Origin of the sequence: Paenibacillus sp. FSL H8-0548 (assembly GCF_038630985.1) — a bacterium.
GTDB lineage: Bacteria > Bacillota > Bacilli > Paenibacillales > Paenibacillaceae > Pristimantibacillus.
In genome coordinates this window covers 3408725-3422539 of the sequence record NZ_CP152049.1, presented here as the reverse complement: position 1 = coordinate 3422539, position 13815 = coordinate 3408725, and the positions used below count along the sequence as shown (strand labels likewise).

The window sequence follows — 13815 nt, the reverse complement described above, 5'->3', positions numbered from 1 at the left end:
GTCGAAAATCACAAAAATGACTTAAATTCAAAAAAAAATAGCACCTCATCAAGTGATGAAGTGCTATCCCCGACATCAATCCACTATTGGGAAATGATCTCTTTTGTTTTGTAATATCCACAAACTTTACATACGTGATGAGCCAATTTAAGCTCTCCGCATTGCTCACATTTCACCATGCCCGGTACTGCAAGTTTGAAATGCGTACGACGTTTATCACGGCGAGTCTTGGATGTTCTACGCTGAGGTACTGCCATATTTAACACCTCCTTCAAATATTCAATCAATCATGACTATTCCTTAAATAGATCCTTCAGCGCTTCAAAACGGATATCAATCTTTTCCGTAGGGCAGTCGCATTTGTGCTCATTTAAGTTCTGCCCACATGTCGGGCAGAGACCCTTACAGTCATTGCTGCAAAGCGGAGCAAAAGGCATGAATAGTTGAAGCGCTTCTTCCACATAAGGCCTCAAATCCAGTCTTTCCGCATCTACCTCAATGAAATCACTCTCTTCCTCTTCCATGTCATCATTGCGATCCGCGTCAGACGTGGGAAGCTTGAACATTTCAGAGAAATGAATAACCGTATGATCCTTCACCGGATCGAGACAACGCGCACACGCAAGCTCGAAATCAATGGATAGCCTGCCATCAACCTCAATAAAGCTTTCATGTCCGGCTACCTGAAGCGATACTCGGAGTGGTCCCGTACGATAAACATCTTGGCGTCCTTTAAAAAGGTCACTGACATCCAACTCTTCGTCGACTGTCGTTTTCAAGCCTTTGGACATTGTTTCTTGAATATGAAACTGCATCAGATCACCCCAAACAAACAAAGATTATTATATCTATCAGACTACTGTTTTGTCAACATTTTCACAAGGCTTTCCTTAATGTTATTAGCAAATCGTGATTGAACACCTGCTCTATGCTATAGTGAAACAACCAACATTTTACTAAAGAGAGGTTAAGCTTATGCGCACAGTCGGACTCATTGTCGAATACAACCCGTTTCATAACGGACATTTGTATCATTTGCAGCAATCGCGCAAAATAACGGAGGCTGACACCGTCGTTGCCGTTATGAGCGGCCATTTCCTGCAGCGCGGCGAGCCAGCCCTGCTCGATAAATGGGCAAGGACCCGGATGGCGCTAGAGGGCGGTTGCGATCTCGTCATTGAGCTGCCAGTGGCATATGCAACGCAACCAGCCGAATGGTTTGCTTATGGCGCAGTTTCCTTGCTTGAAGCGACAGGTGTTGTGGACAGCTTCTGCTTCGGCACAGAGAACGGAGATCTCGCACCGCTGCTCCTAGCTGCCGAAATCATCGCAAAGGAGCCTCCAGCCTTCAAAACATTGCTCATGCAGCTGCTCCAAACAGGCATCAGCTATCCAAACGCATATAGCCGTGCAATTTCGACCTATTTGTTGAATCTTGGATTTGACGATGCTGCTAGTTTTCCATTTGCACTTCCTAATCATACACTAGCACTGCATTATTTACTCGCATTAAAACGACTTGAAGGAAAAATGGAACCATTTACCATCACACGTGAGAAAGCACAGTACAGCCAAGAAACCGTCACCGATCAACAAATCGCAAGTGCGACAGCCATTCGCAAGCTGCTGCTTGAGCAGCATTCACTTGAAGCCGTCCGCTCTTTTGTGCCTGCCTCCACCTTTCGCATTTTGCAGCAGGAATGGCTTGCCGGCCACTGTCCAATAAGCTGGGAGCCGTTCACAAGCGCTTTACTGCATGCGATCGTTACACGCTCTCCAGCTCAGCTTGCCGGCATGCATGAAATAACAGAGGGCTTGGAACACCGCATAAAAAAAACGCTGCCTAAGCTGGCATCAACACAATTCAATGATCTATTGGAAGCTTTGAAAACCAAAAGATATACGCGGACAAAGCTGCAGCGTGCTCTTCTCGCCATTCTACTCGGGCATCACAAAGCAGATTTCACTTCAGAGAAGCTTGCAACAGGCGTTGAATATATAAGAGTACTAGGCTTTACGGAAAAAGGGAAGCAAATACTTCGCCGCATGCGAAGCACCGCCAAGCTTCCAGTGCTGCTTAGCGCCGCTAGAGCACCTGATTCCTATCGATACTTGGAGCTTGATACCCAAGCGAGCAGCCTTTACAGTCTGGCAGTTCCTGGCCTAGAATCAGCTAGGATGTTGTTCCGTGACTTCACGGACAAGCCTATTACCATTGAATAATCGCTCAACGCTATTTTACGGACGCTGCACGAAATGCTTCTATCTGTTCCATTGCTTCCTGCAGCGTACTGACACTAGCAACAACCATCTCTGTCTTCAGCGAATTAACGGTTTCCACGGCTGACTTGTAATTTTCTGCTGGTACTAGAAATAGCTGCGCCCCCTCTTGACTGGCGATCATAATTTTTTGCTTCATACCGCCGATCGGCCCGACAACTCCGTCTGCCGTTAACGTACCCGTCGCTGCAATTCGCTCACCGCCGGACAAATCACCTTCCGTCAATAGATCCAAAGACTGAAGCGCGAAGACAAGTCCTGCCGATGGACCGCCAATTTCACCAGCTGCTATATGCAGCGTCTTATTGCTATCCGCCGGCTCTATGCTCCTCAGCTCTGTCAAGCTCTGAATTCCCAGCGCCTCCAGAAGCTCATCATCTGTTAGAGGAGAAGAAATCGCATCAGCCGGATACACGAGGCTAAGACTGCTGCTGCCCCGCTCAATATTAAATTCAATAGGCGCACCCTTACTGCTATTCCGAAGAGTCTCCAGCATATCCTTCACACTGCTGAACCTATAGCTTCCATTTATTCCAAGAAGCTGATCCCCGGCTTCAAAGTAGTGAGCAGCCTCTTGCCCTTTTGCAAGCACGTCAGATACGATAATACCTTCCGTCTTCGTCCCATATGGCAAGCCTGCATAGCGATATGCCGCTTCGATCGCATTATTTTGCGAGCCCAGCATATTGACCGACATTCTTGCTGTATATTGCTCCTTCGTGTAGCCTCTGAGAACATCCCGCTTGAGATGAACCTCTCTGCTTGAATTCCACATCGACTGAATCGCAAGCAAAAAATTCGGCTCAATCATTTTGACTGCCGTAAGCAAAAAATCACCAGACCCAAGCTGATCTCCCTCTTCAATAGCGACCATAGACCTAACTGGAACAGCAATGCCAGGCTCATAAACGATATAAGGGGTTGGCGCATACAATAAAACCCACATCATCACCGCAGCAGCTACCGCATATAGGACGACTCTACGTATTTCAGATCGTTGTTTTTGCACTCGGAGGCCTCCATTCCAGCTTCCATTTTCCTCGGTGTATCTCTTAAACCATCTTAATTACTATATGCCATATCCATATGGTATAACCCACACCACGCTCGCGTACTAATAAACGTATAGGATTGTCCCATTCATCATACCGACCGCTTGTCTCTGGTCAAGTTAAATTCATGATTTCCCCTTTGAAATTAAGGAGTTGAGTAGCATTGGCTAAAACAGTACTGCTAGCGTTCCTGTCCATCCTGCTAGTTGTTTCCATCATTTTGCAACCAGATGCTGCTTTCAAATCATCCCTGCAAGGATTGACCGTATGGTGGAATATCGTATTTCCTGGTTTACTGCCATTTCTCGTATTATTCGAGCTAATCGCCGCATTTGGCCTAGCGCACGCTCTTGGATCACTCTTTCAGCCGCTCATGAGTCGTATTTTCAAGCTGCCGGGCGAAGCTGCACTCACGATCGTGATCGGCTGGATGGGAGGGTATCCGGGCGGTGCTGAAGCAACAGCCTCCTTGCGCAAACGAAACATTGTATCCAAAAAACAGGGCCAGCGATTGCTAGCCCTTGCGCATATGCCAAATCCTTTATTCATGCTTGTCGTTGTTGGTGCAGGCTTTCTCCATAAGCCGATTGTTGGGGCCATTATAGCAGCAGCAGTCTGGCTATCGGCCATCTGGATTATGCTGCTATCGGCTGCGTTCAGTCGTAAAGAGCAGCAGTCCATTTCTCCTATCGCTCCACTGAAGCTCGGCTTCCTTAATCAAGCAGCAGAGGCGCTCCGCCTAGGCAGAGAGCAGGATGGACGAAGCTTCGGCAAGGCGCTAGGCGATTCCGTTTCTGCCAGCGTTCAGAAGCTGATGATGATCGGCGGCTTCATGATTCTGGCAGCCTTGCTCGCCAAGCTATCAGAGCCGCTCCTCTCTCCGCTGCTTGCTAATACAGGCCTAGGCTTTATCAGCCAAGCCTTATTCGAGGGTCACCTGGGCGCTTATGCAGCGTCCATATGGGATGGGCCAGGAACGAGCACCCTTGGCAATGCTGCAGCGATTGCTGCTGTACTTGCGTGGAGCGGACTCAGCGGTATTTTGCAAGCCGGCTATTCCATTACAGGTACGGATCTTAAGCTGCTTCCGTTCATCATGTGGAGAATTGTCCATGCTCTTCATGCTTCACTATTTATGATCCTGCTGTGGAAGCCCATTACAACGCTGCTGCGCCCCTTGCTTGCGCCAGGAGCTGCACCGACACTCGCTGCCTACGAATCCATCGAAGAAACACTAGGCACGTACGCTGCATTTTCCTATAAAGCAAATGATTTACCCGTATTATGGCAGTATTCCTTGTCTACCTGTGCAATACTCGTGCTGTTGGGAGTTGGTTTGTCCTTAATGCTGCTCCCTTATCGAAGAGCTGGTAGAGAGCTTTAGCTAGTTATAGAGAATGATGTCCTATTAATCGTTCTTATCTGTCTTCGGCTTATATTTCTCACGCAATTGAGTCTCTACTAGCGGCGGCACAAGCTCGTGCACAGCACCATGAAATTGAGCAATTTCCTTAACGATGCTAGAGCTTAAATACGAGTATTTCGGGTTAGTCATCATAAACATCGTATCGATTTCAGCATCAAGCAAATGATTCGTTGATGCGAGCTGAAGCTCATATTCAAAATCGGTAACCGAACGTATCCCCCTAATAATGACATTTGCCTGACGAGATTTCATGAAGCGGACGAGCAGATCTCGGAAACTGTCGATCTCCACATTTGGAATATCCTTGGTCACTTCTGTCAGAAGCACTTTACGCTCCTCTACACTGAACAGCGGATTTTTACTTGAATTATTCAAAACAGCTACAATGAGCCGATCAAATTGTTTCGCTGACCTGCGGATAATGTCCAGATGACCATAGGTAACTGGATCAAAGGTACCTGGATATACGGCTACTCGCTCTTTTTTATTCATGGACATCGGTTTCTCCCCCGTCGTGGCTGACTGAATTGTAATAGTGGTAAATGGACACGGCGATATCTCCGTATTTAGAATGCTTCAACTGTTCAAAATGCTCCAGCTGCTCCGGATATAAGTGGGCTGCGTCATGCTCTACTACTATAATTGCATCCTGCTCAAGCAGTTGATTTTCCACGAGCTGAGCCATCAGACTATCCATCGAAATCATTTTGTATGGCGGATCAAGAAAAACAAGCCGGAACCTCTGTCCCCGCTTCGCTAGCGCTTTCAATGCACGCTCTGCATCATTCCTATAAATCTCAGCGGCGCTGCCCATATTCACCGTTTGTACATTTTGTTTAATCGTGTCAACGCTTATTTTCTCACGATCAATAAAAACTGTTTTTTCAATACCTCTGCTCCAAGCCTCAATGCCTAATCCTCCCGTACCTGCGAACAGGTCCAGTGCCATTCCACCGTCAAAGTAAGGTCCGATCATGCTAAAAACAGCTTCCTTTACCTTATCCGTTGTCGGTCTCGTGTTCATGCCAGGCACAGCCTTCAGCGTGCGGCCCTTGGCCTCGCCTGCAATGACTCTCACTGCAATTGCCCCCTTCTATCTCATTCCCGCCTATCGTACCATAGAAACCCTTTCATAATAAAGTAGAAGCCTGTCGATAAATAGGCAGTAATTTCACTTACAAAAAATACTCCTTAAAATTCCAAGGATGTATCATGTATATTTTCCAATTATCCGGACAAAATGTATTTATCGGCGTCGCAAGATGTCGTAGACAACCGCGGAGAAGACTTACGTTTCCCCATAAGCTCTTCGTCCGGTTTCTCCTCTCCCATGAATAGGAGCCCTAGTGATAGGGCTCCGATTTGTTGTTTAAAAGCCTTATAAATAGCGGAGTTTTAGAACTTTCTCTTCTAATTAATTGTTGTAAAATATATAATTGTCGTTCATTTGTCGTTCTAATTAAAAATGTGGAGAACTCATTGTGAGTTCTCCACTTTCATTATATCTATAAACGGCACTTTAGTTACCTCTCCGTTATATTGGAGGTGCACTAACTTTGTACGTGAGTCAATAGTGATGATCTTCCCTTTCACCGACTCCTCCTGGTTCCACACAATAAGCCGCAGTTCTGTTTCTTCTTGATGAGCTTCTGCCAGACGCCCTCCTAGCTCCTCTAATTCAAACTCATCGCGTGTTGGTCGTTTCGGGCCCCTCATTCTCGCCACACCAATAACCGCCCTTTTTTTTATTATTGCTTCTTTATGCTCCGGCAGCATCATGCGACTGGACTCCCACAAACCATTACCCTCAAGCTTTTTGCTCACTTGTAATGACCTCCGATCTTCTCAGCACGGTGCAGCGCTTGCCCCGCAGGAGACACGGATGCAGCCCTTAAAATAATGGTGTCCCCGTACTTACGCTTTAGGGCATCGGTCGCTTTCTCGAGCGCCATATTTTTTTCGCGATCGAGATCAAACAATGACGTTTGATACTGATCGTCTGGCAATAGTTTTGATAAACTAACACCAACTTTCCTAACCGGATGACCTTCCCAGTGTTTCGACACTAATTGAACCGCAGCTCGATAAACCTGATTTGTAACGTTTGAAGGATCATCCATCTTCATTTGTCGATTGAAACCGGATGAATTATCATAGTCTGCTCCCATCAAGCCGACTGTTACCACATACCCCATATACCCTTTTCCTCGGCAGCGCTGGCACACGAGCTCTGCCAATTCAAGGAGCACTACTTTTATTTCATCCAGCTTTCGATAATCACGCGGAAGTGTCATCATGTGCCCAACAGTTTTAGGAGCTACTTGATGTGTGCCTGGCGTCACCGGACTATCGTCGAGTCCATTAGCAATACGCCAATACAATTCAGCGCTTATATCGGATTGTTTGCCCATTTTACGCCGCATCATAAGTTTAAACTTCTCGAGTGGCGTTGCAGCTAGCTTGCCAATCGTATCCAAGCCCATCGCGTTAAAATGACGTGTCATGCGGCTTCCGACCATAAACATCTTATCGATCGGCAATGTCCAAAGTGTCTCCGCGATATTGGCCGGCGATAGTGTAAACTTGCCAGATTCATTTTTTTTAGCATAATTGTCACATGCGGTCTTTGCCAATATCTTGTTCGCAGCAATCCCAAACCTTGTGTAGATTCCCGTTTCAAGCTGAACTCGTTTTTGTATGAGATGAGCCATCTCCTCTGGCGATCCGTAGAGATGTAAAGATCCGGTTACATCCAAAAACTGCTCATCAATTGAATATGGTTCTACTAGATCAGTGTAGGACTCGTAAATACGTGTTATCACCATAGAGATATCAATATAAAGTTGCATCCTCGGTTTAACGATAATTAAGTTTGGGCATTTGGCTAGAGCGTCTCCAATCCTCTCTGCGGTCGTTACGCCGTATTCTTTAGCGATAGGACACGCAGCTAAAATAATACCGGATCGCCTTTCTGGGTCGCCCGCAACGACTAGCGGCAAATCTTTATACTCAGGGTGTTCCATTTTCTCGACTGATGCATAAAAAGACTGACAATCCGCAAGCATGATTACTTTTTCACGAGACATTGCTTTTCACCGGCTCAACGTCAATGATGTTAACGATATTAAATATACGAGGGGCATTAGCTGTATAACAAAAAGCTTTAACTTTACCATCTCGTACAGCGCGAACCTGAATGGTTCGAATAGATATCTTGCGATTTCGGTCGTTATATATGATTTGAACGGTACGGCCAATATAATCTTGAATCATGACCATCACTCCAATGCGAATGTTTGTTCTCATTTTAATACAAACATACGTTCTATTCAAGGGAAATTTTAAATACTTACAAGGTTCATTACTAAAATCCCAAACGCTTGTGAATTTGAATATTTATTATTGCGTAATACACGAATAAGCCCACTGACCTAATGGGCCAGTGGGCTTTAGAATTAATTTCGTTATTCAAGCACGGATCGTATCTTCTTCTTGTTTAAAACGTCTTATTATCATTTCGTTAATGGATTTGTTTGAGTCTACAAACTTTAAATTTCTTTTAACGTGATCAAGATCCGAACGATCCAACAGAGGGATAAAAGCAGAATTTAAAAATGAAGAGGTTACTGAGCTAACACCCTTAAATGATACAGTTACAGTCTGGCCATCAATTATTGTTTGATAAATCTCATTATAAACAACATCACCATCTTGATTTGTATGGCATCCTTGGACAATATCTTGTACGACCACTACCATTCGAAATCCTCCTCCTCTTCAATATCTAATGTATCGGTTTTAAAGTTCAGCATGATTAGCGTTCCATTGTACGAGTAATCATCCTCATACAGTCGGATTTTATTAGGAACACGAAGTTCATTATGATTATAATCATACGTTAATTTTCCTTTATTGGATAGTATAATCATGGAACCCTTATTATTTTCCATGATGGCCAATAGATTATCAAACCCCATTCCTCTATTGGAAGGCTTTGTTTCTGTTGTGACTTTAGCTCTAGTTGCGTACAGCATTGTGTCCGAATCATTCTTAAATACTTCGCCGCGATGATTAGTGGTGAATTTTGTTCGCATTCTAGTTGGTATCCCCCAACCACTGTCAGCGACACAAAAATTTATCTCTTTATTTCTCGGATAGTGCTGCGCAAAAGCGCACCCGCCTATAGGGGATTTTGAATGATCATTAATATTATTAAACACTTCACCTAACGCTGTCTCTAGAGTTCCGAATGATTTTTTTCTCAGATGTACATTTGTCTTTAACCAAGAAATCGTTTTATTTATATAGTTTATATTATAATACCCAATTTTTAATTTTTCTAATCCATTTGTTGTTGCTCTTTCTTGAGAGAATGGATGTTGTTTTTCTCCCATAACCTTCTCAAAAAAAAGACTATCGTCTAGATAATCTATCGCTAAATATTTTCGAGGGTTTGCTTTATAATCGTTAGGGATTCTATAAAAAATTGCAGCTGGGTACTGTTTTTCTATATAATCCACCATATTCCAAAGAGTAACAACGCCTGCAGGTTTAATGAACTTAATATTACTGAAGTCAAAACAAATCTTATTTGGTTTTACTTCATCTAAATCAAGCAATGTTTTTTGAAAGAAAAAAGACACATCATCAATATCCAAACGGCCAGGGATAGCAATCGTATGCAACTCTAGTTCGCCCCTTATTCTTTTTCCAAATACTCTACCATTAATTATCACATCTGGAAACAAAAAAATCTGCCCACCGTCCGATTGGGACAGTAGGCTTTGTTTTTATTGTGTAGGCTGTCCGCTTGCAGTCCGCAGCACATTTGCCAATCGTCGGTTTTCGTCTCTGCTCGCTTTATCTTGCGCAATCGCATACGAAGCGCTCAAAAAAGAGATGATCTTATTTGCGTCCTCTGGTTTCATTTTCGATTTCACCTCCTCGATTTTTATAGGTATCTTAACCGGCTCAACTACAGATATAAACTGCCTGTCATACAGCTCGCAAATACCTCTTGCTAGCTCTTCTGCGCATTCCGATCTGTAAGCTGTAGACAGTAACAGCTTAGCCCCTTCGAGATTAGTCATAAATTCACACTCGATCAAAACTGCAGGCATTACCGTCTCTCGAAGAACTTGAAAGTCAGCTTCCTTGACTCCACGGTTAGGCATAGGCGAGCCGGCTATTAAATGACGATGAATGATTTCAGCTGCCTTCTTGCCTTTTACACTACCTGGAAAATGAAACGTCTCAATTCCGCGTACTGTATTCCAACCAACAGCCCCTACTGCGTTTGCATGAACACTAATATATAAATCCGCCTTGGCGTTATTAGCGAGGGATGTTCGCGTGCGGAGAGGCGTATCAATGTCCGTTGGTGCAACTATCAGCGTGCGGAAGCCGCAGCGTTTTAAATGTACATCGAGCAGAGCGACAACTGCACGGTTGAATTCGTTTTCGCGCATGAATGTTCCGTCAGAAAACATCGGCGTCCGCTTCCCCGCCGTCTCCATGCCGTGTCCATCACATAATGCTATTAACTCAGACATCTTTGCTACCTCCTTGCTTTTTAACATAGTTGTATGCTCCGCTAGCTGTAAGACCTACGATTGATATAAGCGCGATCTTCTCCCGAACAATTTCCGGGGACAAAACAAAAACCGCAGCTATGATCAGCGCGGCCAAGTGTGTCCATTTATCTTTTAAACCAAATCCTCTTACCACACCGACATAGGCAGCTACCAGCGCGGCTAACTGTAAAATATCTGTTTCGTTCATTTCTTCATCCCCTTATCTTTCGATCAACTTCCACAGAAACCCGATTGCTGTAAAAAATAAACCAAGTGTGGTCAGTGTAATCCCGATAGCCCATTTATTTGTCGATTTGACGTCATCAACACGCCTATTAAGATCATCTATGCGATGATGGGCAGACTTGGCGCTTAGGAGGGCTTCAGCTGCCTCCTTTGCAGCTGCCGAAGCCGTTTCTTTTGTCTCAATCATTGCATCCATCTTTGTTTCAACGCGAACCATTCTCTCACGAATTTCTGATAACACTTGAATATCATTACCTGTTATGCCTGGCATTCTGAGCCCCTCCAAACGTTCTCTTTCTATTTATCTATCTATATAAAAAGGACCTGACTATGCAGGCCCTTGGGTTTCTTGCTCGGTATTTAATTGTCTAGCCTCTGCATCTCCGATCGTCTTACCAAGCCATAGTTCAATTTCCTTTAAAACATCCAGCTGCTGTGGACCATGAAACATAGAGATGGCAACAACACATTCCTTTATTTCCTCCACCGGATTGTCAATATCAACAACTAATTCTAGCTTTTTCTTAATTTCCGCCATTCGTAACAGCTCCTTAAAAATGAAATAGCCCTCGAAGGCTATCGAGGGCTTTCGAAATACTATTTAACTGAATATAGATACCATTACTTCAAAAGGTCTGCCTTTTGTTTTTCCAACTCAATAATTTCAGCTTCCAATACAGCAATCTTATCCTCAATTATTTTTCTTTTATCCTCGATATCAAATACTGATTGTTTAAAACTGGTTAATGATTTTATTTCTGATTTTCTATACTCTATAGCTGTTTCAACATCTGCAAGTGCCATAGGAACATCGCCCTTCTCTACTGATTTAAGTATTACATTCTTATCTGAAAAAGTAACATCAAACCCTGCTGCCTCACCAATTACACGAACGGGAGCATAACTTTTTCCGTCAACAATTAATGCTGTGCCAAGATTTTTCCCGTTAAGAGTAACTGACCACTCGCTTTGAATCTTCTTCCCAATTAGACTTGACAGCTCAGCAGCGTAAGCACTCGACCCAATGCTTAAAACAACCCCGATTATTATTCCAAATAAAACATAGTATAACTTTTTCAAAACTATCACCCTCCAGTATGTGGTATTTAAACCATTGTACTAGATTACATGATAGTGGGTAAACCCTCCGCTCGCCGACCAAATGTACGATCCTATTACATCGCCACTAGTGTTTACAACTGCAAGACGAGTACCGTCAGGAATTCCATGATTATGATTAGGTTGAACATGATTTGATGTTGTTGCGCCCACATTAGCTTTTCCGTTCAATTCTTCTTGTAATGTCCGGTTTGCGCTTTGGCTATGCAATCTATCCCATCCATCGATTTTTATGCGACCTATTATAGCTCTTAAAACAAGATCATTCCATGCGATTACTTCCAAATCCCTCTGACTTCCGCTTATAATTAAATCGTTAGCGCTTGAACCGTATACCGCTCCAGATCTCAATCCATTATTCATAAACTCCACTGCAGGCCCACTGTCCATGATCGGCATAAAATTAACATAGTTATTGGCGTTGTAGTAGGCTCTCAACAAATCACCTTCAGAGTTCAACTCAATCCTCGGATATACACCTGCAGGCTTGGTTTGTATCTTTGCACCTGTAAGCGTCCCGCCTGTGATTGTACCGTATGCAGATATATTCCCAGAAAATGATCCGCTTGTAGCATGGATCTCACCAGCTATAGTCGCCATACTCGCAAGCAACTCTCCAGCCATGTTGACTCGGAATGGTGAGCTGCCAAAGTCTTGATGTCCTAAATGGATACCGCTTTGATTTGCCTTAAAAACATTATTACCTACACCTATTTCGATTTCGATGAAATTACCCAGCTTACCTATTACCTTTTCAGCTACGAGTCCTGCTGCTGTTAGTGCTGCATCAGCTGTAAGTCCACCATCACGTGTAATATATAAGCCTTTGGAAGATAGCACCACTTGATCATTAGAAATCACCTTACTACGTAGTATGATGCCGCGATCGTCATAAATGATCTCCGACTTACTGTTATTGATGTCGTAGACCGCTTGAGCTGCAAAAGCCTCGAAGACTGCTGTCCGTACTTTGCCCCCGCTTATGATGTTATCAACAATCTGCTTGGACTTGTCCAAGTCTGCAATGATGTCCATATAGTCCCGCAAAAAGTAGTTGGCCAGCTTTACATCTGGATGCTTATTCTTTTCATATGGGTATTCCACAACTTCCATGGCTCGTGCTGTGATTCCGTTTATCTGCATACCTGCATCATACATAGCGACCGTATCACCTAAATAAATCTCAGGCTCCTCATCATCGATCTTGTGTAGGTCTGCTGCGCTAATCGTAACATCAAGAGCTGGCACTTCATTTTCTCTCAGTGCTTTTCGAGTAGCGATCAGCAGCTCTATAGGATCTTCAATATCCTGATTGATCGTTTCGTTGTCAAAATACGTGTTTGTCGAATTCGACCAGTAGCCGACATAGGGAGATATGAGATAGTTAACTCTAATTTCTCCATCTACAATTGCACCAGGCACCGCATTTAATAAGGCGTACTCTTCTACTGTGAGGTTTGAAGCAGCTAAACCTATAAATGTCCGTCCATCTTTCATTTGAGCAAACATCCGCGTTGCAAGCGTTCTGGAACTGTCTTTGAAATTAACATTGATGATATTCTTTTGGAAACGATATTGCAGTCCGCGATCCATACCGATTTGCTTTTTGATATGGATAACGAAGTTGTCCGGTTCAATCTCGCAGCCATAAATCTCAATCACTTTGTTGAGTGCCTGCAGACAGTTGCCTTGTCCAAAATCCTTTACGTCTTTCAAATCAAAATCGTCATCAAGCGAAAAAGTAAACTTGCCGCCTGTTGCCGCTGATATGGTGTTCAGCAACGTGACAATGTTGATTCCAAATCCTTCATCCATGTAAGCTGCATAAGGGAACTTGATGTCTGAAAGTTTGAACATGACATGCATGCAATCAAACTGTACAAGCCTCTTCTGTCCGTCCCGCTTCCGTGATCGATCGTTAATGACATAATACTGACCACGCTCGTCTTGAACGTGGCCTTTAATCTGTATTTTGTCATAATCATCGCTAATCATCGGCAGGGTGAAGGATAGTTCATAGTCGCTGTTTAAGCGGCGAGTACGCTGCACGTCAATGGCATTCGGCAACACTCCTTCGGGAACCAAATTTTTATCGAATACCTTAAGCATTTCATCACCT

The 13815-nt window shown here is 43.9% G+C and carries 18 protein-coding genes; 2 read left to right on the top strand and 16 right to left on the bottom strand.

The window, feature by feature from the left end:
• Positions 1–83 precede the first annotated feature (83 nt).
• Both rpmF and MHI37_RS14350 read right to left on the bottom strand, forming a co-directional pair.
• Complete coding sequence (gene rpmF, locus MHI37_RS14355) at positions 84–257, bottom strand: 50S ribosomal protein L32 (protein WP_006036546.1); 174 nt, start codon at positions 255–257, stop codon at positions 84–86.
• Between the two features lie 36 nt (positions 258–293).
• Positions 294–815: a DUF177 domain-containing protein gene (locus MHI37_RS14350; protein WP_076335276.1), complete on the bottom strand. Its 522-nt coding sequence runs from the start codon at positions 813–815 to the stop codon at positions 294–296.
• Positions 816–975: 160 nt separating this feature from the next.
• On the opposite strand from MHI37_RS14350, the gene MHI37_RS14345 reads away from it, so the two are divergent.
• A complete protein-coding gene (locus MHI37_RS14345) occupies positions 976–2223 on the top strand; it encodes a nucleotidyltransferase (protein ID WP_076335277.1) in 1248 nt (415 codons plus the stop codon).
• A gap of 10 nt (positions 2224–2233) precedes the next feature.
• Here MHI37_RS14345 and MHI37_RS14340 read toward each other — a convergent pair whose 3' ends face one another.
• On the bottom strand, positions 2234–3289 hold the full coding sequence (locus MHI37_RS14340; protein WP_076335278.1) for a S16 family serine protease: 1056 nt from the start codon (positions 3287–3289) through the stop codon (positions 2234–2236).
• Between the two features lie 206 nt (positions 3290–3495).
• On the opposite strand from MHI37_RS14340, the gene MHI37_RS14335 reads away from it, so the two are divergent.
• Positions 3496–4716, top strand: a complete 1221-nt coding sequence (locus MHI37_RS14335; RefSeq protein WP_076335279.1) for a nucleoside recognition domain-containing protein — start codon at positions 3496–3498, stop codon at positions 4714–4716.
• 24 nt (positions 4717–4740) lie between these two features.
• Here the strand turns inward: MHI37_RS14335 and coaD are convergent, their stop codons facing one another.
• From coaD to MHI37_RS14270, 13 genes are all read right to left on the bottom strand, one after another.
• A complete protein-coding gene (coaD, locus tag MHI37_RS14330) occupies positions 4741–5256 on the bottom strand; it encodes a pantetheine-phosphate adenylyltransferase (RefSeq protein WP_076335280.1) in 516 nt (171 codons plus the stop codon).
• Positions 5243–5836: a 16S rRNA (guanine(966)-N(2))-methyltransferase RsmD gene (gene rsmD, locus MHI37_RS14325; RefSeq protein WP_076335281.1), complete on the bottom strand. Its 594-nt coding sequence runs from the start codon at positions 5834–5836 to the stop codon at positions 5243–5245. Before rsmD ends, coaD begins: the two co-directional genes overlap by 14 nt.
• Before the next feature lie 398 nt (positions 5837–6234).
• Positions 6235–6534 carry a YolD-like family protein gene (locus MHI37_RS14320; protein WP_076335465.1) on the bottom strand — a complete coding sequence of 100 codons (300 nt, stop codon included), beginning with the start codon at positions 6532–6534 and terminating at the stop codon, positions 6235–6237.
• Between the two features lie 44 nt (positions 6535–6578).
• A complete protein-coding gene (locus MHI37_RS14315) occupies positions 6579–7844 on the bottom strand; it encodes a DNA polymerase IV (protein ID WP_076335282.1) in 1266 nt (421 codons plus the stop codon).
• Positions 7834–8031 carry a hypothetical protein gene (locus tag MHI37_RS14310; protein WP_076335283.1) on the bottom strand — a complete coding sequence of 66 codons (198 nt, stop codon included), beginning with the start codon at positions 8029–8031 and terminating at the stop codon, positions 7834–7836. The genes MHI37_RS14315 and MHI37_RS14310 overlap by 11 nt, the downstream gene beginning before the upstream one ends.
• 195 nt (positions 8032–8226) lie before the next feature.
• Positions 8227–8517, bottom strand: coding sequence for an STAS-like domain-containing protein (locus MHI37_RS14305; protein WP_076335284.1), 291 nt, complete (start codon positions 8515–8517; stop codon positions 8227–8229).
• A complete protein-coding gene (locus MHI37_RS14300) occupies positions 8511–9506 on the bottom strand; it encodes a hypothetical protein (protein WP_076335285.1) in 996 nt (331 codons plus the stop codon). The genes MHI37_RS14305 and MHI37_RS14300 overlap by 7 nt, the downstream gene beginning before the upstream one ends.
• A 42-nt stretch (positions 9507–9548) precedes the next feature.
• Positions 9549–10310 (bottom strand): N-acetylmuramoyl-L-alanine amidase, encoded by a 762-nt coding sequence (locus MHI37_RS14295; protein ID WP_076335286.1) that lies wholly within the window; start codon positions 10308–10310, stop codon positions 9549–9551.
• Entirely contained in the window at positions 10303–10539 is a 237-nt protein-coding gene (locus MHI37_RS14290) for a hypothetical protein (RefSeq protein WP_076335287.1), read from the bottom strand. The genes MHI37_RS14295 and MHI37_RS14290 overlap by 8 nt, the downstream gene beginning before the upstream one ends.
• A 12-nt stretch (positions 10540–10551) precedes the next feature.
• Positions 10552–10848 carry a hemolysin XhlA gene (locus MHI37_RS14285; protein WP_144023606.1) on the bottom strand — a complete coding sequence of 99 codons (297 nt, stop codon included), beginning with the start codon at positions 10846–10848 and terminating at the stop codon, positions 10552–10554.
• 57 nt (positions 10849–10905) lie between these two features.
• Positions 10906–11115 (bottom strand): hypothetical protein, encoded by a 210-nt coding sequence (locus MHI37_RS14280; protein ID WP_076335288.1) that lies wholly within the window; start codon positions 11113–11115, stop codon positions 10906–10908.
• An 83-nt stretch (positions 11116–11198) separates the two neighbouring features.
• Entirely contained in the window at positions 11199–11657 is a 459-nt protein-coding gene (locus MHI37_RS14275; RefSeq protein WP_076335289.1) for a hypothetical protein, read from the bottom strand.
• A 39-nt stretch (positions 11658–11696) separates the two neighbouring features.
• Entirely contained in the window at positions 11697–13805 is a 2109-nt protein-coding gene (locus MHI37_RS14270) for a phage tail protein (RefSeq protein WP_076335290.1), read from the bottom strand.
• Between the last annotated feature and the right edge of the window lie 10 nt (positions 13806–13815).